The sequence below is a fragment of the Microlunatus sagamiharensis genome (genome assembly GCF_900105785.1).
GTDB classification, from domain to species: Bacteria; Actinomycetota; Actinomycetes; order Propionibacteriales; family Propionibacteriaceae; genus Microlunatus; species Microlunatus sagamiharensis.
In genome coordinates this window covers 264,315-286,207 of sequence record NZ_LT629799.1, presented here as the reverse complement: position 1 = coordinate 286,207, position 21,893 = coordinate 264,315, and the positions used below count along the sequence as shown (strand labels likewise).

Genomic DNA, 21,893 nt, shown 5'->3' with positions numbered 1-21,893 from the left:
GCAGCATCATCCGACGGGGACCACGATCTCGACGCGCGTGCCCCGCCCGGGGGCCGAACGGATCGTGAGGGTGCCGCCGGCGTCGTCGACGAGGTCGCCGAGCGAGCGCAGCCCGATGTGGCCGTCGGCGAACCGCTGGTCGAGGTCGGCCTCGTCGAAGCCCCGTCCGTCGTCGTCGACCACGAGCCGCGCGGAAGCCTCGTCGGCGTCGAGGTGCAGCACGACGCGCCCCGCGTCGCTGTGCGCGACGACGTTGCGCAGCACCTCCTGCCCGCTGCGGTAGAGCACCGACGACGTCGCCAGCGGCAGGTCGGCCCCGGCCTCCACGTCCACCTCGACCGCCAGGCCGGTGCGCTCGAGCCCGGCGGCGAGGTCGGTGAGCGCGGCCGGCAGGCCCTCCTCGGCGAGGTCGGGCGGGTAGATCTCGACGAGCAGGGTCCGCAGGTCGGCGACGCTGCTGCGCAGCTGGGTGGCCGCCTGACCGACCACCTCCAGTTGCCCGGCGGGGTCGGGCGGCGCGAGGCGCGCGGCGTCGAGCGCGTACGTCAGCCCGGTCAGGTCCTGCACGACGCCGTCGTGCAGGTCGGCGGCGATGCGGCGGCGCTCGGTGTGCGACGCGTCGACCGCACGCTGCAGCAGTCGCTGGCGGTCGCGCTGCTGGCGCTGCAGGCGGCGCGCGAGCGACCAGGCGAAGGGGATCTGCACGAGCTGCAGGACCAGCAGCCCGGCGAGCGTCGCCGGGGCGTAGCGGCGCCACTGCGCCTCGGCGGCGTCGACCACGGCGTCGTAGCGGAAGTACGCCTCGAAGAGCAGCGGCTCGCCGTCGGCGGCGGTCAGCCCGACGTAGACCTCGAGCAGCTTGCCGAAGGGGCGCTCGTAGACGTTCTCCGGCGCCGACAGGTCGCTGATCTCGGAGTCCGTCGTGCGCTCCTGGAGCGCCTCGACCTCCTCCTCCTCGAGGGTGAAACGCTGCCCGACCAGACGGGGCTCGTCGGAGTAGAGGATGCGCCCGTCCGGGCGCCAGATCTTGACCCGCACCAGCGAGCCCTGCAGGACGTAGCGGCGCAGGTCGGCGTCGAGGGCGGCCAGCGCCTGCGGGTCTCCGGCGACCACGGCGTCGGTGAGGCGGGGTTCGGCGATCCCGCGTCCGGTCACCCAGGCGACGCGACGGGCTGCGTCGACGGCCTGGTCGGTGCCGGCCTGCCGCGCGAGCACGGCGACGACGGAGCCCAGCAGCACCATCACCACGACGCCCGCGAGGCTGAAGCGGACCACCAGCGCCGTCACCGAGACCGGCCGGGCGGGATCGGTGCGTCGACGCCGGCCGGCAGCCCGTCCGTTCGCGACCAGGCCCATGATCGAGATCGTAGGCCGCGCCCTGTGCCCGCGGGGTGGGGAAGCGGGAACCCGCTCGGCAGCTGCCCGCGAGGGGCGGTGGACGATCTCGGTCGAGATCGCGAACCCACCGCCGTTTCTCTCACAGTGTCCCCTTCTGGCAGGATATCTTCGCGTCAGCGATCCTGACCTGCCGAACATCCCAGCCCGAGGAGGACCCCATGGCCGAGCACACCCGTCTGACCCCCGACGAGGTCCACGAGGTGCTGGCGTCGCACCTCCTGACCGACCCGGCCGCGCTGGTCGCCGACCTGGAGCGCAGCCGCGGCTCGCGCATCGTCGACGCCCGCACGGGCACCCGCTACCTCGACCTCTACACGTTCTTCGCGTCCTCGCCGCTGGGCTTCAACCACCCCGGCCTGACCGACGACCCGTCGTTCCTCGCCGAGCTCGGCCAGGTCGCGCTGCACAAGCCGGCCAACCCGGACGTCTACACGACCGCGTACGCGGACTTCGTCGCGACGTTCGCCCGCGTGCTGGGTGACCCGGCGCTGCCGCACCTGTTCTTCGTCGAGGGCGGCGCGCTCGCCGTCGAGAACGCGCTCAAGGTCGCCTTCGACTGGAAGAGCCGCCAGAACGAGGCCGCCGGCCGCAGCCGTGACCTCGGCACCAGGATCATGCACTTCACGAGGGCGTTCCACGGCCGCAGCGGCTACACCCTGTCGCTCACCAACACCGAGCCGAACAAGACCGACCGCTTCCCGAAGTTCGACTGGCCGCGCATCGAGGTGCCGGCGGTCCGCTTCCCGCTCGAGCGCCACCTGCGCGAGGTCGAGGACGCCGAGGCCCGCGCGCTGGAGCAGGCCGAGCGCGCGTTCGCCGCGCACCCGCACGACATCGCGGCGTTCATCGCCGAGCCGGTCCAGGGCGAGGGCGGCGACAACCACGTCCGCGGAGAGTTCTTCGCCCGGATGAAGGAGCTCGTGCACGCGCACGACGCGCTGATGATCTTCGACGAGGTGCAGACCGGCGTCGGCACGACCGGCAGCGCGTGGGCGTACCAGCAGCTCGGCGTCACCCCCGACGTCGTCGCCTTCGCCAAGAAGGCCCAGGTCGGCGGCGTCATGGCCGGCGGGCGCGTCGACGAGGTCGAGCAGAACGTGTTCGTCGTCCAGGGCCGCATCAACTCCACCTGGGGCGGCGGCCTGGTCGACATGGTCCGCTCGCGCAAGCTGCTCGAGATCATCGAGTCGCAGGACCTGTTCAGCCACGCCGGCGCGATGGGCGAGCACCTGCTCGCCGGCCTGCGGCGCGTCGAGGCGGGCTCCGAGGTCGTCGACAACGCCCGCGGCCGCGGCCTGTTCGCCGCCGTCGACCTCGTCGACCGCACCACGCGCGACGCGGTGATCGTCGACCTCTTCGAGCGCGAGCACGTGATCGCGCTCGCCTGCGGCGAGCGGTCCATCCGCTTCCGCCCGGCGCTCGTCGTCACCACCGACGAGATCGACGAGGCCGTCGGGGCGATGGAGCGTTCCGTCGCGCGGGTCGCCTCCGCCTGAGCGGCCCGCCCCAAGGCCCTACCTCACGAGGCACCCTGCTGCGCGAGGCACCCCCTGCAGAGGGTGCCTCGACGAGCAGGGGGTGCCTCGCGGCGTACGGGGATCAGACCAGCTGCGGGAGCCTGCTGAGCGCGTCCTTGACCGAGGCCTGGAGGTCGGGTGAGGACCAGCCGTGGTCGGTGACCCGGCCGTGCAGGTAGGCGTCGTACGCGGGCAGGTCGAGGTGCCCGTGCCCGCAGAGCGCGGTGAGGATGACCTTCTCCTCGCCGGTCTCGGCGCAGCGCCGGGCCTCCTCGATCGCGGCGGCGAGGGCGTGCGTCGGCTCGGGCGCGGGCACGATGCCCTCCGTCCGCGCGAACAGCACGCCGGCGGCGAAGCACTCGCTCTGCGGCTTGGCCACCGCGGTCAGCTCGCCGGTCTCGTAGAGGTGGCTGATCAGCGGGCTCATGCCGTGGTAGCGCAGGCCGCCCGAGTGGATCGGGTCGGGGACGAAGTCGTGGCCCAGCGTGTGCATCTTCATCAGCGGCGTCATGCCGGCGGTGTCGCCGAAGTCGTACGCGTACGTGCCCTGCGTCAGCGACGGGCAGGCCTCGGGCTCGACGGCGAGGACCTGCGGGCTCATCCGTCCCGCCCAGCGCTCGCGCATGAACGGGAAGGCCAGGCCGCCGAAGTTGGAGCCGCCGCCCGTGCAGCCCACGAGCAGGTCGGGCGTCTCACCGATCTTGGCCAGCTGCAGCAGCGCCTCCTCCCCGATCACCGTCTGGTGCATGAGGACGTGGTTGAGCACGCTGCCGAGCGCGTAGTTCGTCGTCGGGTCCTGCGCGGCGACCTCGACCGCCTCGCTGATCGCGATGCCCAGCGAACCGGTGGACGACGGGTCGGCCGCGAGGATCGCTCGGCCGGCGGCGGTGAGCTCCGACGGGCTCGGGTGCACCGAGCCGCCGAACGTCTCGATCATCATCCGGCGGTAGGGCTTCTGGTCGTACGAGGCGCGGACCTGCCAGACCTCGCACTCGATCCCGTACTGGGCGCAGGCGAAGGCCAGCGCGGTGCCCCACTGCCCCGCCCCGGTCTCGGTCGTCAGGCGTCTGATGCCCGCCTTGGCGTTGTAGTACGCCTGCGGCACGGCGGTGTTCGGCTTGTGCGAGCCGGCCGGCGAGACGCCCTCGTACTTGTAGTAGATCCGCGCCGGGGTCCCCAGCGCCCGCTCCAGCCGGTGCGCGCGGAACAGCGGGCTCGGCCGCCACAGCCTGTAGACGTCCTGGACCTCCTCGGGGATGTCGACGTACTGGTCGGTCGACACCTCCTGCGCGATCAGGTCCATGGGGAAGAGCGGCGCCAGGTCCTCGGGCCCGATGGGCTCGTGCGTGCCCGGGTGCAGCGGCGGCGGGGGCGGCGTCGGGAGGTCGTGCAGCACGTTGTACCAGCGCGTCGGCATCTCGCTCTCGTCGAGGTCGATGCGGTGCCGGCTGCTGCTGGTGCTCGCCTGCCCTGCGGCCATGCCTGGTCTCCTGCCTGCTTGTCCACCCGTGGTGACGGCACCCTAGGGCCGCCCCTCGCGGGGCCGAGGCCCAGGCCCCTGCGGCATAGGGTGGACCCCATGACGACGTACGCCGCACCGCCCGGGCAGGCGTCGGGGTCGACCTCCTCCGACCCGGTCCCGACCGCCACTGCGACGCCCACACCGCCCGCGCTGCCCGCCCACCTGGCCGGTGCCACGGCCGACGAGGCGACGCTGCGGCGCTTCCTCTCCGGGCTGCCGGCGGTCGACCCGGTGGGACTGGAGCAGCGCTCGGCGACGCTCGCCACGCGCTCGATCAAGAAGGCGTCCAAGCTCGCCGCGATCGACCTGGCCATCTCGATGGTGGACCTGACCACGCTCGAGGGCGCCGACACCCCCGGCAAGGTCCGCAACCTCTCCCGCAAGGCGCTCGCGCCCGACCCCGGGGGCCCTTCGACAGGCTCAGGGAACGTCTGCCCGCGTGTCGCCGCGGTCTGCGTCTACCCCGACCGGGTGGCCACGGCAGCCGACGCGCTGGCCGGGAGCGGGGTCAAGGTGGCCAGCGTGGCCACGGCCTTCCCGTCGGGCCGCTCCAGCCTCGAGGTCAAGCTCGCCGACACGCGCCTGGCGATCGAGTCCGGCGCCGACGAGATCGACATGGTCATCGACCGCGGCGCGTTCCTGGCCGGCCAGTACGGCCTGGTGCTGGAGCAGATCCGCGCGGTGAAGGCCGAGTGCGAGGGCCGCGCGCGCCTCAAGGTCATCCTCGAGACCGGCGAGCTGGCGACGTACGACAACGTCCGCCGCGCGTGCTGGATCGCCCTGCTCGGTGGCGGCGACTTCCTCAAGACCTCCACCGGCAAGGTCAACCCCGCCGCGACGCTGCCGATCGTGCAGGTGCTGCTGCAGGCCGTGCGCGACTGGCGCGACCAGACCGGCCAGCAGGTCGCGGTCAAGCCGGCCGGCGGCATCCGCACCACCAAGGACGCCGTGCGCCACCTCGTCGCGGTGAACGAGGTCGCCGGGCCCGAGTGGCTCGACCCGCACTGGTTCCGCTTCGGCGCCTCGTCGCTGCTCGACGACCTCGTCCTGCAGCGCCGCGCGCAGCTCGACGGCCACTACGCCGACCCCGACACCGTCGCGCTCGACTGATCCACGAGATCGAACCAGGAAGCAGCCACGTGACCACCCAGACCACGGAACCGGCTCCGCTCAGCGCGGGCTGGACCTACGCCCCCGCCCCGGAGAGCGCCGCCATCGCCGACGTCAAGGACCGCTACCTCCCCTTCGTCGACGGCGCCTTCGTCGAGGGCCGCGGCGACGACTTCGCGACCTACAACCCCGGGACGGCCGAGACCCTCGCGACCGTCTCGCAGAGCACCACCGACGACGTCGACACCGCGGTCGCCGCGGCCCGGCGTGCGTACGACGAGGTGTGGGGCCCGATGAGCGGCGCCGAGCGCGGCCGCTACCTGTTCCGCATCGCCCGCGGGCTGGCCGAGCGGGCCCGAGAGCTGGCCGTGCTCGAGTGCCTCGACAACGGCAAGCCGATCCGCGAGACGCGCGACTTCGACGTGCCCACGGCGGCGCAGCACTTCTTCTACCACGCGGGCTGGGCCGACAAGCTGCAGCACCTGGGCCTCGGCCAGGCTCCGCGCCCGCTCGGCGTGGCTGCCCAGGTCATCCCGTGGAACTTCCCGCTGCTGATGGCCGCGTGGAAGATCGCCCCGGCCCTGGCCGCCGGCAACACCGTGGTGATCAAGCCGGCCGAGACGACCCCGCTCTCGGTGCTCGTGCTGGCCGAGGTCATGGCCGACGCGGGCCTTCCGCCGGGTGTGGTCAACGTGGTCACCGGAGCCGGTGACATCGGCTCGGCCCTGGTCAACCACGCGGGCGTCGACAAGGTCGCCTTCACCGGCTCGACCGCGGTCGGCCGCGAGATCCAGCGCTCCCTCGCGGGCACGGGCCGCCGCCTGACCCTCGAGCTCGGCGGCAAGGGAGCGAACATCGTCTTCGACGACGCCGCGCTCGACCAGGCCGTCGAGGGGATCGTCAACGGCATCTTCTTCAACGCCGGCCAGGTCTGCTGCGCCGGTTCGCGGCTCCTGGTGCAGGAGCCGGTCGCCGAGGAGCTGCTGGCCAAGCTGGAGGCCCGCGCGCAGACGCTGCGCATCGGCGACCCGCTGGACAAGAACACCGACGTCGGGGCGATCAACTCCCCCACCCAGAAGGCCAAGATCGACGAGCTCGTCGGCTCCGGCGCGGACGAGGGCGCGCAGGTCTGGCGCTCGTCGTGCCCGGTGCCCGAGCGCGGCTGGTACGTCGCGCCGACGATCATCACCGGCACCGCGGGCTCGATGCGGGTGGTGCGCGAGGAGATCTTCGGCCCGGTGCTCACCGTGGAGACGTTCCGCACGCCCGACGAGGCGGTCGCCAAGGCCAACAACACCCCGTACGGGCTGTCGGCGGGCGTCTGGACCGAGAAGGGTTCGCGGGCCATGGCCATGGCCGGGGCGCTCAAGGTCGGCGTCGTCTGGGACAACACGTTCAACCGCTTCGACCCCGCCGCCTCGTTCGGCGGCTACGGCGAGTCGGGCTTCGGCCGCGAGGGCGGCCGCGCCGGGATGGCCGCCTACCTGGAGGACGCCTCGTGAGGATCGGCAGGAGCACGACGACGGGCTCGGCGAACGGCGACGGCAGCCGCCTCGGCGTGCCCAAGACCTACAAGCTCTACGTCGGGGGCGCGTTCCCGCGCTCGGAGTCCGGACGCACGTACGCCGTCCGCGACGCCGAGGGCGGCTTCTGGGCCAACGCGGCGCTGGCCTCGCGCAAGGACGTCCGTGACGCGGTCGTCGCCGCCCGCAAGGGGGCGAAGGCCTGGGCGAGGGCGACGCCGTACAACCGCGGGCAGGTCGTCTACCGGATCGCCGAGATGCTGGACGGGCGCCGCTCGGACGTCGCCGACCTGCTGGTGACCGGCGGGGCGACGCGCGACGCCGCCCTGGCCGAGGTCGACGCCAGCGTCGACCGGCTGGTGCACCACGCGGGCTGGACCGACAAGCTGGCCGCCGTGCTCGGCTCGACGAACCCGGTCTCGGCGCCGTACTTCTCCTACTCCGCACCCGAGCCCACGGGCGTCGTCGGGGTGCTGGCCCCCACCGGGTCGCCGCTGCTGGGCCTGGTCTCGGTGCTGGCGCCGGTCCTGGCCACCGGCAACGCCTCCGTCGTCGTCGCCGCGCAGCCTGACGCGTGCGTCGCGATCGCCTTCGCCGAGGTGCTGGCGACGTCCGACGTGCCCGGCGGGGTCGTCAACGTCCTCACGGGCTCGGTGGCCGAGCTGGCCCCGGTCCTCGCCGCGCACGGCGACGTCGACGCGCTGGACCTGACCGGCGCCCCGGCCGAGCTGCGCGTCGAGCTCGAGCGGACCGCGGCGGACACGATCAAGCGCGTCCTCGTCCCCCGCGGCGAGCCGGACTGGACCGCCGAGCCCGGTCTCGCCCGGCTCCGCGCGTTCCTCGAGATCAAGACCGTGTGGCACCCGACGGGCGCACTCTCGCTCTCCGGCGGCGGTGGCTATTAGCCCCGCTCCCGCGAGGCTCGTGCTGCTCGCGGGACCGTCGGGCAGCGGCAAGTCGCGGCTCGTGTCGGCCGTGGGGTGCCCGCGGGTCAACCTCGACGACTTCTACCGCGACGAGGACGACCCGGCGAACCCGCGGACGACGACCACGGTGGGCGCCGGCGAGGAGCCGGCGGTGGACTGGGACGACGTCGGCAGCTGGGACTTCGTTGCGGCCGTGGCCGCGCTCGTCGACCTGTGCACGACCGGCCGGGCCGAGGTGCCCGTCTACGACATCTCCGCCAGCCGGCGTACGGGGACGCGCACCGTCGACCTCGGCGGGGCGTCGACGTTCGTCGCCGAGGGGCTCTTCGCCCCCGAGGTGGTGCCGGGCTGCCGGGCCGCCGGGATCGCCATGGACGCGCTCTACCTCGACCGGCCGCGGGTCCAGACGCTGCTGTTCCGCTTCGTCCGCGACGTCTCGGAGCACCGCAAGCCGCTGCCGGTGCTGCTGCGGCGCGGGGTGGCGCTGTTCCGGGCCGAGCCGGCGCTGCGGCGTCGCGCCCTGGCCAGCGGCTGCCGCCCGGTGGGGATGGCCGAGGCGCTGCGGGTGGTCCGCGGCGTCTAGGACGCCGAGACGGTCTGCGCCACGAGGGGCTCGGGCGCCGACGGACGACCCGAGCGGCGCGCGAGCACGGCCATCCCGACCAGCGCCAGCGCGCTGAGGACGGCGGGCACGACGAAGACGTGCGGGATGCCGAGGCCGGTGACGAAGACGCTGCCGACGAGGCCGCCGACGGTCGAGGCGAAGACGATCGAGCTCATGAACGTCGACGACGCGAGCCCGACGCCCTCCGGGTAGAGGTCCTGCGCAACGGTGACGCCGAGCCCGGCCAGGGCAGCCCACATCGCTGAGAGCAGCACCTGGGCCAGCACCAGGCCGGTCACGCTCGTGCTCGTCGCGTACGCGAGGTGGGCGAGCACGGAGCAGACCGTGCCGACCATGACGACCTTCATCGCGCCGTGCCGGCTCGCCAGGGCGGCGGCGAGCGGCATCAGCAGCAGCTCGCAGACCGGCTGCAGCCCGATGACGAGGCCGCGGGTGAGGGCCGGCAGATGCAGCTGCTCGCTCATGTAGAGCGGCAGGTAGGCGAACTTCACCGTGTCGCCGCAGCACGCGACCATGGCCAGGCCGCAGAACGCGAGCAGCGGCATCAGGGCCCGCCGTGAGGCCCGTCGGCTGGGCGGGGCCGCCACCGGCTCGTCGGGCGCGAGGGTGCGGACGAAGCGCGGCGCCTTGACCCCGATCATCGGCACCAGCTGCAGGGCGGCCAGCGCCGCGGTCACGAAGAGCACCGCGCGCAGCCCGAAGGCGCCGCCCACGACGCTGCCGAGCACCGGGCCAACGACCCAGCCGAGGGTGAAGCCCATCCGGACCGTCGAGATGACCTCGGCGTCCCCGCGCGAGGGCCGGCGGCTGAGCTCGTCGCGCACGGCCGCGTACACCTGGGCCCCGGCCGCGCCGGCGACGCCGAGGGCGAGCACGCTCACGACGAACGGCATCCACAGCTGCGTCGACAGGCCCATCGCCAGCCAGCCCGCCGCCCCGACCACGGCCCCGATCCGGAAGAGGGTGAGCCGGTCGGCCTGCCGGTCGGAGAGCCGGCCGAGGGCGAACCCGACGACCGGCGCGGTGACGTTGGTCAGGTAGTAGAGCCCGGCCTGCGGCAGCGTGGCTCCGAGGTCGGTGACGAAGAAGGTCGTCAGCTGCGGCATCGCCACCGAGGTCGCCATCCCGGAGAAGAACAGCGCCAGCAGCGCGGAGCGGTGGAAGCGGTCGCGCCACACGAGCGCCAGCGGGAGCGACGTGGCGAGGCGTGATGCGGCCAGGCGGGAGGCGGCGAGGCGTACGGGGGACGTGGCGGGATCTCGTTCGGGTGCGTGTCGGGAGGGCCGGGGCCCGCGTCGTCCTCGTCGCAGCCGGTCGCCGAGCCCGGGACGACGCTGCGGCCCGAGCCTCTTGAACGTTTTACCACGCTCGGCAAGGTCGCCGGTGCCCGGCGCTCCGCCGGCCGCCGCCAGAGCCCCACCTAGGGCTCAGACGCCGCGCAGGCGAACCTCGCCCTTGGCCGTCGAGGGGTCCACGACCCGGCCGCCCTGGACCATCTCGGCGGCCCCGGCGGCCACCAGACGCCGGGCGGCGCGCCGCGCCGGCTCGTGCAGCTGCTTCCACGCCTCCGGGTCGACGCAGCGCGCCGCCTCGTCGGGGTCGACACCGGCGCGCCCCGCGCGCTCGACGAGCGCGCGCAGCAGCTCCTCGAGGCGGCGGTCGACCGACGTGATCTTGCGGCGCCGGCAGGCCTCGCTGCAGTAGCGGACGTCGTCCCAGTTCTTGGCCATCGAGCGCCGCCACTCGATCCGGCGCCCACAGCTCGCGCAGGTCTTGTCCTCGGGGCGATCCGCGTGACCGTCGTCCCCGGACCCGCGCCGGTGGGTCAGCGGCCCGGCCCACCGCGTCTGGTCGTCACGACCAGACCGGCGGAGGTTCGAGGGATCAGCACGGCATCAGCCTACGGAGCGCAGGAAGGTCCGGCGCGCGATCCACCTCGGTTGCGCTCGGACGGCTCTCAGCGCGGTGCGCTCGTCCTGCTCTGCCGGGTCCGCTCGCCGCGCTGCACCCCGCGACGAGCGCTGTCGTCGCCGAAGTCGGGGCCGGGATAGGCGTGTGCGGTCAGGCCGCTGACGTCGAGCGTGACGTAGGTGGTCTGGGACGCGTACACCCGGACCGTGAATGCCTTCTTCCCCCGGTTCAGCGCGAGCTGGGAGTAGGCGGCGCCGGACAGGGTCTTGCCCTTGAGGAAGGAGAGCGAGATCGTGCCGGACGGGCGGTTGCCGGACCCCCAGACGTTCAGGTACCCGTCCTTCGTCGACCCGCTGCTGCCGAGGGTCACGAACGCGGCGATCGGGTAGGTGTCCAGATCGGTGTCGGCGACCTTCACGTCGACCCAGTGACCCTTGACGAGGCGGCCCTTCGAGTCGAGCGCACCCGAGCCCGAGGTGCCCACGACGGTCCCCTGCTTCTTCTTGGAGTCCCAGGCCCTGGTCGGGGTGAACGCCCTCGACCTCGGCACGTCGACGAGGTCCTCCCCCGTGACGAGGTAGGTCATGAACGAACCGCGGTCCTCGTCCGCGACGCTGATGAAGGGCCCGTACTCGGTGTTGACCACGCTGCCGAGCGGGAGACCGTAGTACTCCGGGATGTTCTCGCCGACGGGGACGAGCCGCAGTGCAGCACCGAGGGGGTTCGAGACCTGCAGCGCCGCCAGGTCGGCTCCGCTGGTGCTGAGCGCGGTCGTCGCGGAGCTGGTGCTCTCACCGCCGAGCCGGACGTACTCGACGGGCTCCGCGGCCGCCGCCGGGAGCGCGCTGCTCGCGCTCGCGGCGACGGCTCCGCCGGCCGCGGCGGCCAGCAGGGCTCCCCCGCGCAGGAAGCGGCGGCGCTGGAGGGCCGCGTCGTCGGCGGACGGGACGGGATCGGTCACAAGTGCTCCTCGGATCGGTCGAGGCCACTGCGCCTCGAGCAGAGTCACCCTAAGCATTTCCTGAGCGACTCGTGGCGGTTCGGGCCGACTGGCCCGGACCCGGCTGTCCCTGGACGGCACCGGTACGCCGCCGGGAGCGGCGCACCGGTGCGAGGCTCGCCTTCTCGGTCAACGACCGAGCGACTGCGCGGCCCGGGTCACGCGGGCGCGCGCGCCGCGGGCCGTGGCGCGTCCGGCGGCCCGCTCCTCGCCCGCGTCGACCGTGACCGAGGCGGACACGCCGGTGAGGTCGAGGACGACGTGCGTCACCGAGCCGGCGTAGATCCGCACGGTCCAGAAGGTGCCGCTCTCGTCCACGCTCACGGCGACGATCGCGGAGTTGTTGACCTCCGCGCCCTTGCCGTAGTGCATGGTCCAGGCGGACGACTTGCCGCCCTCCGGGTCGGTCACGAGCAGCGTGCCCTTGGCCGTCGAGGCCCGGCTGCCCACGTTGACGTAGGCGGCGATGACGTCGATGCCCGGCTCGTCGGCGGGGAAGACCGCGACGTCCAGCCACGCGTTCTTCCTCAGCCGGTGCTTGGAGTCGAACGCCGACTTCGAGGAGCCCACGATCAGCGCCCGCCCGTCGGCCGTCCGGGTGTCCAGGTAGCGCAAGGGCGTGAAGCCGAAGCTGGCGGTGACGACGTCACCCTCGGCGGCCTGGGCGGGGGCCGGGCCGGCGACGGTCGCGGCGACCGCCCCTCCGGCGGCGGCGGCGAGCAGCGCGCCGCCCCGCAGGAAGCCGCGGCGTTGCAGGGCCGCCTGGTCGACGGCGGTGGGGACGATGTCGGTCATGGGGAGCTCCTCCGAGTGTCGGCGGAGCCCACCCGGCCCCGCGCCGCCGCCACCCTAAGGAGAACCTGAGCGGCGCGCGGGCGATCGCGCACATCACCCGGTTTTTGTCACCTGGGAGGATGACAAGCATGCGAGTCGCGGTGCTGGGGACGGGTGTCATGGGTGCGGGCATGGCCCGCTCGTTGCTGCGGGCGGGCATCGAGGTGAACGCCTGGAACCGGTCGCCCGATAAGGCCGAACCCCTGGCCGAGGACGGCGCGCGGGTGTGCGCCTCGGCGGGTGAGGCGGTCGCCGACGCCGACGTGGTCGTCCTGATGCTCTTCGACACCGAGGCGGTGCTCGCGGTGATGCGCGAGGCCCTGCCCGCGGCCGAGCACGGGCCGGTGTGGGTGCAAGCGAGCACGATCGGCCTCGACGGGACCGGCGAGGCCGCCGACCTCGCGAGCGGGTTCGGGGCGCCCTTCGTCGACGCGCCGGTGCTCGGCACCAAGCAGCCGGCCGAGCAGGGCTCGCTGGTCTTCCTCGCGGCCGGGGCCGGGGAGCTGCGGGAGTGCGTCGCCCCCGCGTTCGAGGCGATGGGGTCCAAGACGATCTGGGTCGGCGAGGAGCCCGGCCGCGGCTCGGCGCTCAAGCTCGTGTGCAACTCGTTCGTCGGCACCCTCACCGCGGCCGTCGGCCAGTCGGTCGCGCTGGCGACGCAGCTCGGGCTCGACCCGGCGCTGTTCCTCGACGCCCTCGACGGCGGGGCGAGCGACTCGCCGTACGTGCACGTCAAGGGCGGGATGATGATCGCGCAGGACTACCCGCCGTCGTTCGCGCTCGACGGGGTGCGCAAGGACTTCGGGCTGATCCGCGAGGCCGAGCGGCGCTCGAGCACTTCGACCGCGCTCACCGACGCCGTGCTGGGCCGCTTCGACGCCGCGGCGGAGAAGGGCCACGGGGCGGACGACATGGCCGCGGTGGTCACCGGCTTCGTGGAGCGCTAGGCGAGACCCCCGCGCGCCTCAGCTGTCGGCGGCGGTCAGGACGGCGGCCTGCTCGCGCAGGGTCTCGGCCTCGGGCTCGGCGTCGAGGTGCGCGAGGTGGCGGCGCCCGAGGATCAGCACGCCGATCGAGACCACGAGTGCGACGGCGCCGACGACGTACGGGGCGGCCGGGCTGAGCGAGGCGGACAGGACACCCGCGAGCGCCGGCGCGATCGCACCGCCGACGAAGCGGATCCCGGAGTAGGTGGACGAGGCCACCGCACGCGGGAGCTCGGTGGCCTCCATGACGGACTCGGTGAGCACGGTGTTCATCACGCCGAGGAAGAGCCCGCCCCCGATCGTGCAGCCGACGAGGACCCAGAAGCGGTCGGACAGCAGGGCCATCGCCGCGAGGTCGAGGGCGAGCAGCACGAGCATCGCGTACAGGGTGCGCTGCCGACCGAACCGCGCGGTGAGCCGCGGGGCCACGAAGACCGACGTGATCGCGACGCACAGGCCCCAGCCGCAGAAGATCAGGCCGAGCTCGTGGGCGCCGAAGTCGGCGTAGCCCGACGCCTCGGCCGCCGCCTCCAGCGGGAACGGGGTGTAGGCGAGCAGCGTGAAGAAGCCGAAGTTGTAGAACAGCGCCGCCAGCCCCAGTGTCAGCAGGGCGCGGTGCCGCAGCGCCCGGAACGTCGCCGACAGCGGCACCCGGGTCGTCGGGGCCGGCACCTTGCCCAGCAGCGCCACGATGGCGACGAGCCCGATCGCCATCAGCACCGCGGTGCCGAAGAACGGCCCGCGCCAGCTGATGCTGCCCAGCGCGCCGCCCAGCAGCGGGCCCACGGCGATGCCGAGGCCGAGGGCGGCCTCGTAGAGGATGATCGCGCGGTCGGCGCCGCCGCTGGCCGCGCCGACGATGGTGGCCAGCGCGGTCGAGATGAACAGCGCGTTGCCCAGGCCCCAGCCCGCGCGGAAGCCGATGACCTCGTTGACCGAGCCGCTCGCCCCGGCCAGCGCGGCGAAGACCACGATCAGCGCCAGCCCGACGAGCAGGGTGGGCTTGGCGCCGATCCGGCTCGAGACGAAGCTCGTGAAGAACATGGCCAGCCCGGTCACGAGCAGGTAGCTGGTGAACAGCAGCTCGGTCTCGGCCGTCGTGGCGCCCAGCTCGGCGCTGATCGCCGGCAGGATCGGGTCGACCAGGCCGATGCCCATGAAGGCGATGACGCACGCGAAGGCCACGGCCCAGACCGATCTCGGCTGGTGCAGGATGCTTCCCGCGCTCGCGCTGCCCGTCGTGCCGTGTGCCATGCCCTGTTCCTCGCCTCTCGTGCGTTTTTGTTTAGCGTTGCTATGGAAAGGCTAGCAGGAGCGCACGAGAGGGTGCTGCCGAGGTGGCGAGGCCGGGTCCCGCGCCGGGATCAGTAGGGCGAGCGAACCTTGTCGACGGCGATCGTGACGACGAGGCGGGTGCTCGGACGTCCGCCGTAGTTCTGGTACGGCCCGCCGGTGTAGCGCTGGGACAGCGCCTCGATGTGGTCCCAGCCGCCTTCGTCGGTGATGCCGACGACGTGACCGCGGACCTCGAAGTAGCGGTTCACGTCGGCCGGGTCGCAGACGTTCAGCGAGACGCGCGGGTCGCGGCGCAGGTTGCGGACCTTCTGGAAACCCTCGACGGTGTTGATCACGACGTTCTCGCCGTCGGTGTCGACCCAGGTCTGCGTGAGCTGGGGCGACCCGTCGGGCATGACGGTCGCCACGAAGCAGGGGGCGGCGCCGCGCAGGAGGGCGAGCAGGTCGTCGGGGAGAGTCACGTCTCCGTTCTACCCGCTGCCCGCCCTCCGCGCGGCAGGACCCTCCGCGCGGGACGAGCCGTCAGCCCATCACCAGGCCCTCGATGTCGTGCTTCTGGACGATCGGCACGAGCTCGTCGACCACGCGGGCGTGCAGGTGGCGCTCGAGGTCCTCGGGCAGCGCGTCGTGGTACGCCTTCGTCACCATCATGTCGTGCAGCTCGTCGTGCCCGGCGCCCGGCGCGTCGACGCCGAGGACGACGACGGGGCGCGCCAGCGCGGAGCGGTTCGCGGTGCCGCGGTGGATGGTCAGGGCCGATCGGGCCGAGATGTCGCCGCGCTGGGGCATCTTGTAGACGCTGCCCCCCTCGTAGCGCGGCCACTCCGCCTCGTCCGGGAACTGCTGGTGGTTGAACTCCAGCCCGCTCTCGAACTGCGTGCCGAGCGAGATGTTGAACGGCCCCATGTCCTCGGTGGTGTCCACCGTGGTCACGTTGAAGGCCAGCGACGTCAGCCGGTGCTGCTCGTAGGTCTCCGGCGGCGACGGGAAGTCGCGGTGCCAGGGCTGGTTCTTCGCGCCGGCGAACGGGATGTCGAAGCCGATCTCGACGATCTGGTAGTCGGGGCCGAGGACGGTCTCGCAAACCTTCGTCACCCACGGGTGCGTCACCAGGTCGACGAACCCGCTCAGCTGCTCGGGGTGGACCTCGACGTACCAGCGCTCCGGCCCGCGGCTCACGGCCCCGCCCTCACGCCCGCGCGCCTCCTCGAAGGCGGCCAGGACGTCGGCGTTCAGCCGGTCGACCCACGCCGTCGGGAACGCGCCCTTGCGGGCGACGATGCCGTCGCCGTAGAGGCCGTCGACGATCGTGCGGGCCTCGTCGTCGAGGTCGGCCGAGAGTTCCGGACTGGTTTTTGCAACATCGGTCATGACCCGCATCGTAGGACCTCGGGCGGGCGCCGTGGAGGGGGCCCTCCGGTCCTCCGGCACCTCGTCGTCAGCGGTCCGGGGCCGGCGGCGGGCGGTCGTCCGAGGTCCGGGTCAGGCCTGGATCGGGGCCCACGAGGGGCCGGTACGGCCGAGCTCGTCGTCGAGCTTGGTGAAGAGCGGGGTCGGCTTGACCAGCGGCGTCCCGGGCACGATCGCACGGCTCTCCCAGCGCGCCTGCTCGTCGGCGTAGTCGCCCATCAGCACGGGGTAGTCGGGCCCGCCGTCCTCCGAGACCATCCGGATCTCCGGCTGGGCTGCCCACACGCCCTCGCCGCCGAGGGCCTCGAAGACCTTCTGCGCCGCGTGCGGCAGGAAGGGCGTCAGCAGGGTGTTGGCGTCCCAGACGACCTGGAGCGCGGTGTGCAGCACCGTGTCGCGGCGGGCCGGGTCGTCCTTGAGCTTCCAGGGCTCGGTCTCGGACAGGTAGCGGTTCGCCGACTGCACCAGCCGCATCGCCTCGCTGATCGCGGCCTTGAAGCGGTTGCGCCCCAGCAGCTCGCCGACCACGTCGTAGGCGCCCGCGGCGGTGGCGAGCAGCGCGGTGTCGACGGGCTGGAGCTCGTTCGGCGTCGGGATCGCGCCGTTGTTCTTCCAGGCCAGCGAGATCGAGCGGTTGACGAGGTTGCCCCACTCGTTGGCCAGCTCGAAGTTGGTCCGCCGGACGAACTCGTCCCACGTGAAGTCGGAGTCCGTCGTCTCCGGACCGGCGACGGCGATGAAGTAGCGCAGGGCGTCCGGGCCGAACTCGCGCAGGAAGTCCCCGACGTAGATGACCTGGTTGCGGCTGGTCGAGAACTTGGCGCCGCTCATCGTCAGGTACTCGCTCGAGACGACCTCGCTCGGCAGGTCCAGCTCGCCGAACGGCCCCGGCACGCCGCCGTGGTCGCCCTGGCCGTTGTGGCCGAGCAGGATGCCCGGCCAGATGACCGAGTGGAAGACGATGTTGTCCTTGCCCATGAAGTAGTACGAGCGCGCGTCGGGGTCGGTCCACCACTGCCGCCAGGCCTCGGGGTCGCCCGATCGCTTCGCCCACTCGATCGCCGCGGACAGGTAGCCGATCACCGCGTCGAACCAGACGTAGAGCCGCTTCATCGGCTGCTCGCTCCAGCCCTCGAGCGGGATCGGCACGCCCCAGTCGATGTCGCGGGTGATGGCGCGCGGCTTGAGCTCGGCGATGAGGTTCTCGCTGAACTTGAGGACGTTGGGCCGCCAGTCGGTCCGGGTCTCCAGCCACGCCCCCAGCGCACCCGCCAGCGACGGCAGGTCGAGGAAGAAGTGCTCGGTCTCGACGAACTCCGGGGTCTCGCCGTTGATCCGCGAGCGCGGCTCGACCAGGTCGATCGGGTCGAGCTGGTTGCCGCAGTTGTCACACTGGTCGCCGCGGGCGCTGGTGTAGCCGCAGATCGGGCAGGTGCCCTCGATGTAGCGGTCGGGCAGCGTACGGCCGGTCGACGGGCTGATCGCGCCCATCTGCACGCGCGGCACGACGTAGCCGTTGCGGTGCAGGGCGCTGAAGAGGTCCTGGACCACGGCGTAGTGGTTGAGCGTCGTCGTGCGGGTGAAGAGGTCGTACGACAGCCCGAGGCCCTGCAGGTCCTCGACGATGACGCGGTTGTACTTGTCGGCGGCCTCGCGGTTCGTCAGGCCCTCGCGCTCGGCCTGGACGCCGATGGGCGTGCCGTGCTCGTCGGTGCCGGAGACCATGAGGACGTCGTGCCCGCTCATCCGCATGAAGCGGCTGAACACGTCGGAGGGGACGCCGAAACCGGAGACGTGCCCGATGTGCCGGGGCCCGTTCGCGTAGGGCCAGGCGACAGCGGTCAGGATGCGAGCCACGACGGGCGAGCCTAGTCGGCGCCGCGGGCGACCCGGGCACGGGTTTCGGCCGGGGTGATCTGTCAGCGGTCGTCGCTAGCGTCAGTCCCGTCCCGCCGACCCTCCGAGCAAGGAGCCGCAGATGACCGGAGCCACCGACCCGACCGCACCGCCCTCACCCTCCGAGCGCGACGAGATCCTGGCGATCCACGCCAAGCACCGCGGGCTCTTCCTCCTGACCGTCAAGGGCCTGACCGACGAGCAGGCCCGGCTCGCACCGACGGTCAGCGCCCTGAGCGCCGGCGGGCTGGTCAAGCACGTGGCGGCGACGGTCGCCTCCTGGCTCGACTTCGTCGAGCACGGTGCGCCCGAGCCCGACGGCATCGACTGGTCGAATCCCGACCCGGCCCTGCTCGAGGCGCGCGCGGACGAGTTCCGCCTGGTCGAGGGTGAGACGCTCGACGGCGCCCTGGCCGCGTACGGCTCCGTCAGCGAGCGGCTGGAGTCGCTGGTGGGCTCCGTCGACCTCGACGAGGTGCACGCGGTACCGAGCGCACCGTGGTTCACCCCCGGGGAGGTCTGGAGCAACCGGCGGGTCCTCATGCACGTCCTGGCCGAGACGGCCCAGCACGCCGGCCACGCCGACATCCTGCGCGAGACGATCGACGGGCAGAGGTCGATGGGCTGACCCGGAGGGGAGACCGGGTGCGATCCTGCACCGTCACGGTGCAGGATCGCACCCGTCGTCGTCCTGCAGAGGAGCACCGCCCGTGACCGTCGACCCCGACGCCCTGGTCCGCACCCTCGCCGACCTCGTCGCGGTGCCCAGCATCGGCGGCGCCGCCGACGAGCTGCGCATCCAGCACCTGCTGGCCGAGCGGCTGGGAGACCTCGGCCTCACCGTCGACCTGTGGCCGCTCGACCTCGACGCCCTGCGCGCGGGCGAGGCCTACCCCGGCGAGGAGGTCGACCGTGCCGCCGCCTGGGGCCTGGTCGCGGTCAGCCAGCCGGGCGAGGAGGTCGGGCTCGTGCTGTCCAGCCACGTCGACGTCGTGCCGCCGGGCGACCTCGAGGCGTGGAGCGGCGACCCCTTCGTCCCGGTCGTCGACCGCGGGAGCCTGGTCGGGCGCGGGGCGTGCGACATGAAGGGCGGTCTCGCCGCGAGCCTGGCCGCCGTGGCCGCGCTCGGCCGGGACGTGACGCGGGTGCCGCCCTTCGCCGTGCACTGCACGATCGGCGAGGAGGACGGCGGGCTTGGGGCCTTCGGGACCCTCGTGCGCGGGCACACGGGCCGGGCGTGCGTGATCCCGGAGCCGACCAGCCTGCGGCTGAACACCGCGAACGCGGGTTCGCTGACCTTCCGCCTCGAGGTGCCGGGCGTCGCCACGCACGGCAGCACCGCGTACGTCGGCGTCTCCGCGATCGACGCCTACCTGCCCCTGCACGCGGCGCTGGCCGCGCTGGCCGAGCGCCGCAACCGGGTCCGCGAACCGCTGCTCGACCACCTGCCGGTCCCCTACCCGCTCTCGGTGGGGCGGGTGCGTGCCGGCGACTGGGCGAGCAGCGTCCCCGACCTGCTCGTCGCCGAGGGCCGCTACGGCCTGCGGGTCGAGGAGGACCCGGCGTCGGCCCGGGCGGAGCTCGAGCAGGCGGTGGCCGAGGCGGCCGCGGCCCACCCCTTCCTGCGCGACCACCCACCGGTCGTCACCTGGCCCGGCGGCCGCTTCGCCGGCGGGCACCTGACGGCCGGGCACCCCTTCGGCCGGCAGGTCGCGCGGGCGCACGCCCAGGTCACCGGCGGCAGCGAACCGCCCGAGGTCGGCGCCCCGTGGGGCAGCGACCTGCGCCAGTACGCGGCCGTCGGGGTGCCGACGCTGCACTACGGCCCGGGCGACGTCCGGCTGGCGCACGGCCCGGACGAGTCGGTCCCGGTCGCGGAGGTCGCGACCGCGGCGGCGGTGTTCGAGGACCTGCTGCGCGCCGGGGTGGCCTGACCGGCGCCGTCCTCAGGAGCCCTGGGTCCGCAGCAGGTGCCCGACCCAGAGGAGCACCCCGAGCAGGACCAGCACGAGCAGCGTGCGGAGGGCGACGAGCGTCCAGGACCGTGCGTCGCGCCGAGGCCAGCCCCGCCCGTCGGTCAGCCAGTTCTGCCGCGGGACGCCGCCGAGGCCCACCAGCTCCACCGCTCGCAGCTCCTCGCCCGGCAACAGGGCCGCCCAGAGCTGCTCACCCGCGCCGGTGCGGACCACCAGGTCGGGGTCGAGCCCGGCCAGCCGCGCGGCCACCCGGTCGGTCGCCGACCGCTCCTCCTCGTCGGACACGACGAGCAGGTGGGGCTGGTCGGTCGTCACGTCGACGACGCGGTAGACCGACCCGTCCGGGCCGAGCGCGAGCCGGTAGGACACCCGGTAGGGCGCGATCCGCGGCGACCGGCTCACCGGTACGCGGGGAGGATCACGTCCTCGATCAGCCGGCGACGCTCGGGGAAGGACCAGAAGGCGCTCTCGGCCGCGTTGACCGTCAGCCGGCGCAGCCCGTCGAGGTCGTAGCCGAGCTCGCTGACCAGCAGGCTCATCTCGCGGCTCAGGCTGGTGCCGCTCATCAGCTGGTTGTCGCAGTTGACGGTGACCAGGAAGCCGAGCTCGTCGAGGCGGCGGATCGGGTGCTCGGCGACCGAGGCGGCGGCGCCGGTCTGGACGTTGCTCGACGGGCACAGCTCCAGCGGCACCCGGCGGTCGCGGACGTAGCCGGCGACGGCCCCGAGGGCGCCGCCGGCGCCGATGTCCTCGACGATCCGCACCCCGTGCCCGACGCGGTTCGCCCCGCAGGCCAGCACGGCGCCGGCGATCGAGTCGACGCCCGCCGCCTCGCCGGCGTGGATCGTCGAGGGCCAGCCGTGCGTGCGCAGGTGCACGAAGGCGGGCAGGAAGCGCTCGGGCGGGAAGCCGTCCTCGGCGCCGGCGATGTCGAAGCCGGCGACGGTGCCGCTGCGGTCGGCCAGCACCAGCTCGGCGGCGGTGAGGTTCGGCTCGACGTGGCGCATCGAGGTCAGCAGCTGGCGGACGACGACCGTGCGACCCCGGGCCCGGCTCGCCTCGACGCCGTCGGTGATGCCCTCGGCCACCGCGGCGACGGCCTCGGACTGGGTCAGCCCCTGCTGGGTGTGCTGCTCCGGCGCCCAGCGGGCCTCGCCGTAGACGACGCCGTCGGCGGCGAGGTCCTCGACGAACTCCCGGGCGACGCGTCGCAGGTTCGCCGCGGTCTGCATGACCGCGATGGTGTGGTCGAAGGTCTCGAGGTAGCGCACGAGCGAGCCCGAGTCGGCCGCCTCGACGAACCAGCGCCCGAGCGCCTCCGCCGAGCCGTCGGCACCGTCGGGCAGCGGGTGACCAGCCTCGCCGGCCAGCTCCAGGACGGTCGCGGGGCGCAGGCCCCCGTCGAGGTGGTCGTGCAGGGAGACCTTGGGCAGGGCGCGGACGTGGTCGAGATCGAGCTCAGGCATGCCCACCAGTGTCGCGCGCGGCGACCTTGTCCAGGTCCGTGGTCCCGAAGGCCTGCGGCAGCACCGCGGTCATCGGCTGCACCCCGAGCGGGGTGTCGACGAGCAGGTCCGGGCCGCCGTGCTCCCAGAGCAGCTGCCGGCAGCGGCCGCAGGGCATCAGCCGCTCGCCGTCGGCGTCGCAGCAGCTGAACGCGACCAGCCGGCCGCCGCCCCCGGCCACGAGGTCGGAGACGAGCCCGCACTCGGCGCAGAGCGTGACCCCGTACGCGGCGTTCTCGACGTTGCAGCCGCCGACCAGCCGGCCGTCGTCGACCAGCGCGGCCGCCCCGACCGGGTAGCGGGAGTAGGGCGCGTACGCCCGCCGCATCATCTTCGCGGCGCGGGCGCGGAGCAGCTCCCAGTCGACCTCACGGCTCGGGCGGCCCTCCCGGGTCTCGTCGGTCCCGTGCGTCGTCTCGCTCACGCTGCTCCACCCTCCTCGACCGGTAGGTTGCCGC

General features: G+C 73.4%; 21 protein-coding genes. 8 read left to right on the top strand and 13 right to left on the bottom strand.

The window, feature by feature from the left end:
* Window positions 1-6: 6 nt before the first annotated feature.
* Window positions 7-1,356 carry a sensor histidine kinase gene (locus BLU42_RS01265; RefSeq protein WP_091072613.1) on the bottom strand — a complete coding sequence of 450 codons (1,350 nt, stop codon included), beginning with the start codon at window positions 1,354-1,356 and terminating at the stop codon, window positions 7-9.
* A 200-nt stretch (window positions 1,357-1,556) separates the two neighbouring features.
* On the opposite strand from BLU42_RS01265, the gene lat reads away from it, so the two are divergent.
* Window positions 1,557-2,894 carry an L-lysine 6-transaminase gene (gene lat, locus BLU42_RS01260; RefSeq protein ID WP_091072609.1) on the top strand — a complete coding sequence of 446 codons (1,338 nt, stop codon included), beginning with the start codon at window positions 1,557-1,559 and terminating at the stop codon, window positions 2,892-2,894.
* Window positions 2,895-2,997: 103 nt separating this feature from the next.
* Here lat and BLU42_RS01255 read toward each other — a convergent pair whose 3' ends face one another.
* Window positions 2,998-4,395, bottom strand: coding sequence for a TrpB-like pyridoxal phosphate-dependent enzyme (locus tag BLU42_RS01255; RefSeq protein WP_091072606.1), 1,398 nt, complete (start codon window positions 4,393-4,395; stop codon window positions 2,998-3,000).
* A 99-nt stretch (window positions 4,396-4,494) separates the two neighbouring features.
* On the opposite strand from BLU42_RS01255, the gene deoC reads away from it, so the two are divergent.
* From deoC to BLU42_RS01235, 4 genes are read left to right on the top strand one after another with little or no spacing between them, the layout of a single operon-like run.
* Window positions 4,495-5,547 carry a deoxyribose-phosphate aldolase gene (deoC, locus tag BLU42_RS01250; protein ID WP_091072602.1) on the top strand — a complete coding sequence of 351 codons (1,053 nt, stop codon included), beginning with the start codon at window positions 4,495-4,497 and terminating at the stop codon, window positions 5,545-5,547.
* Window positions 5,548-5,576: 29 nt separating this feature from the next.
* Window positions 5,577-7,049, top strand: a complete 1,473-nt coding sequence (locus BLU42_RS01245; RefSeq protein WP_091072598.1) for an aldehyde dehydrogenase family protein — start codon at window positions 5,577-5,579, stop codon at window positions 7,047-7,049.
* A complete protein-coding gene (locus BLU42_RS01240; protein ID WP_231918386.1) occupies window positions 7,046-7,975 on the top strand; it encodes an aldehyde dehydrogenase family protein in 930 nt (309 codons plus the stop codon). The genes BLU42_RS01245 and BLU42_RS01240 overlap by 4 nt, the downstream gene beginning before the upstream one ends.
* Window positions 7,976-7,994: 19 nt before the next feature.
* Window positions 7,995-8,579, top strand: coding sequence for a hypothetical protein (locus tag BLU42_RS01235; protein WP_231918385.1), 585 nt, complete (start codon window positions 7,995-7,997; stop codon window positions 8,577-8,579).
* On the opposite strand, the gene BLU42_RS01230 is transcribed toward BLU42_RS01235, so the two are convergent.
* The 4 genes from BLU42_RS01230 to BLU42_RS01215 form a co-directional block, all read right to left on the bottom strand.
* Window positions 8,576-9,799: an MFS transporter gene (locus BLU42_RS01230; protein WP_091072594.1), complete on the bottom strand. Its 1,224-nt coding sequence runs from the start codon at window positions 9,797-9,799 to the stop codon at window positions 8,576-8,578. The genes BLU42_RS01235 and BLU42_RS01230 overlap by 4 nt on opposite strands.
* A 249-nt stretch (window positions 9,800-10,048) precedes the next feature.
* A complete protein-coding gene (locus tag BLU42_RS01225) occupies window positions 10,049-10,450 on the bottom strand; it encodes a DUF3253 domain-containing protein (RefSeq protein WP_269458026.1) in 402 nt (133 codons plus the stop codon).
* A gap of 128 nt (window positions 10,451-10,578) precedes the next feature.
* On the bottom strand, window positions 10,579-11,493 hold the full coding sequence (locus BLU42_RS01220) for a hypothetical protein (protein WP_091072591.1): 915 nt from the start codon (window positions 11,491-11,493) through the stop codon (window positions 10,579-10,581).
* 168 nt (window positions 11,494-11,661) lie between these two features.
* Entirely contained in the window at window positions 11,662-12,327 is a 666-nt protein-coding gene (locus BLU42_RS01215) for a hypothetical protein (RefSeq protein ID WP_091072588.1), read from the bottom strand.
* A 128-nt stretch (window positions 12,328-12,455) separates the two neighbouring features.
* Here BLU42_RS01215 and BLU42_RS01210 point away from each other — a divergent pair, with 128 nt between their 5' ends.
* Window positions 12,456-13,313 (top strand): NAD(P)-dependent oxidoreductase, encoded by an 858-nt coding sequence (locus BLU42_RS01210; RefSeq protein WP_197680568.1) that lies wholly within the window; start codon window positions 12,456-12,458, stop codon window positions 13,311-13,313.
* Between the two features lie 18 nt (window positions 13,314-13,331).
* Here BLU42_RS01210 and BLU42_RS01205 read toward each other — a convergent pair whose 3' ends face one another.
* From BLU42_RS01205 to metG, 4 genes are all read right to left on the bottom strand, one after another.
* Entirely contained in the window at window positions 13,332-14,606 is a 1,275-nt protein-coding gene (locus tag BLU42_RS01205) for an MFS transporter (protein ID WP_091072583.1), read from the bottom strand.
* A gap of 110 nt (window positions 14,607-14,716) precedes the next feature.
* On the bottom strand, window positions 14,717-15,109 hold the full coding sequence (locus BLU42_RS01200; RefSeq protein ID WP_091072580.1) for a PPOX class F420-dependent oxidoreductase: 393 nt from the start codon (window positions 15,107-15,109) through the stop codon (window positions 14,717-14,719).
* Window positions 15,110-15,170: 61 nt separating this feature from the next.
* A complete protein-coding gene (locus tag BLU42_RS01195; protein WP_231918384.1) occupies window positions 15,171-16,028 on the bottom strand; it encodes a phytanoyl-CoA dioxygenase family protein in 858 nt (285 codons plus the stop codon).
* A gap of 102 nt (window positions 16,029-16,130) precedes the next feature.
* Window positions 16,131-17,915: a methionine--tRNA ligase gene (metG, locus tag BLU42_RS01190; RefSeq protein ID WP_407940241.1), complete on the bottom strand. Its 1,785-nt coding sequence runs from the start codon at window positions 17,913-17,915 to the stop codon at window positions 16,131-16,133.
* Window positions 17,916-18,036: 121 nt separating this feature from the next.
* On the opposite strand from metG, the gene BLU42_RS01185 reads away from it, so the two are divergent.
* Window positions 18,037-18,582, top strand: coding sequence for a DinB family protein (locus tag BLU42_RS01185; protein ID WP_091072577.1), 546 nt, complete (start codon window positions 18,037-18,039; stop codon window positions 18,580-18,582).
* A gap of 82 nt (window positions 18,583-18,664) precedes the next feature.
* Window positions 18,665-19,888, top strand: coding sequence for an ArgE/DapE family deacylase (locus BLU42_RS01180; RefSeq protein ID WP_091072573.1), 1,224 nt, complete (start codon window positions 18,665-18,667; stop codon window positions 19,886-19,888).
* A 12-nt stretch (window positions 19,889-19,900) separates the two neighbouring features.
* Here the strand turns inward: BLU42_RS01180 and BLU42_RS01175 are convergent, their stop codons facing one another.
* The 3 genes from BLU42_RS01175 to BLU42_RS01165 are packed head-to-tail and all read right to left on the bottom strand — an operon-like array spanning window position 19,901 to window position 21,859.
* The gene (locus tag BLU42_RS01175; RefSeq protein ID WP_091072571.1) at window positions 19,901-20,332 is read right to left on the bottom strand and encodes a hypothetical protein; all 432 of its coding nucleotides are present in this window, start codon (window positions 20,330-20,332) and stop codon (window positions 19,901-19,903) included.
* Window positions 20,329-21,396, bottom strand: a complete 1,068-nt coding sequence (locus BLU42_RS01170; protein WP_172825725.1) for an adenosine deaminase — start codon at window positions 21,394-21,396, stop codon at window positions 20,329-20,331. The genes BLU42_RS01175 and BLU42_RS01170 overlap by 4 nt, the downstream gene beginning before the upstream one ends.
* Complete coding sequence (locus BLU42_RS01165) at window positions 21,389-21,859, bottom strand: cytidine deaminase (RefSeq protein ID WP_269458007.1); 471 nt, start codon at window positions 21,857-21,859, stop codon at window positions 21,389-21,391. The genes BLU42_RS01170 and BLU42_RS01165 overlap by 8 nt, the downstream gene beginning before the upstream one ends.
* Window positions 21,860-21,893 lie beyond the last annotated feature (34 nt).

Bases quoted from the DNA above. Each gene is read 5' to 3' on its own strand.
- BLU42_RS01265 (WP_091072613.1), bottom strand. From the start codon at position 1,356: ATGGGCCTGGTCGCGAACGGACGGGCTGCCGGCCGGCGTCGACGCACC.
- lat (WP_091072609.1), top strand. From the start codon at position 1,557: ATGGCCGAGCACACCCGTCTGACCCCCGACGAGGTCCACGAGGTGCTG.
- BLU42_RS01255 (WP_091072606.1), bottom strand. From the start codon at position 4,395: ATGGCCGCAGGGCAGGCGAGCACCAGCAGCAGCCGGCACCGCATCGAC.
- deoC (WP_091072602.1), top strand. From the start codon at position 4,495: ATGACGACGTACGCCGCACCGCCCGGGCAGGCGTCGGGGTCGACCTCC.
- BLU42_RS01215 (WP_091072588.1), bottom strand. From the start codon at position 12,327: ATGACCGACATCGTCCCCACCGCCGTCGACCAGGCGGCCCTGCAACGC.
- BLU42_RS01210 (WP_197680568.1), top strand. From the start codon at position 12,456: ATGCGAGTCGCGGTGCTGGGGACGGGTGTCATGGGTGCGGGCATGGCC.
- BLU42_RS01205 (WP_091072583.1), bottom strand. From the start codon at position 14,606: ATGGCACACGGCACGACGGGCAGCGCGAGCGCGGGAAGCATCCTGCAC.
- BLU42_RS01195 (WP_231918384.1), bottom strand. From the start codon at position 16,028: ATGCGGGTCATGACCGATGTTGCAAAAACCAGTCCGGAACTCTCGGCC.
- BLU42_RS01185 (WP_091072577.1), top strand. From the start codon at position 18,037: ATGACCGGAGCCACCGACCCGACCGCACCGCCCTCACCCTCCGAGCGC.
- BLU42_RS01170 (WP_172825725.1), bottom strand. From the start codon at position 21,396: ATGCCTGAGCTCGATCTCGACCACGTCCGCGCCCTGCCCAAGGTCTCC.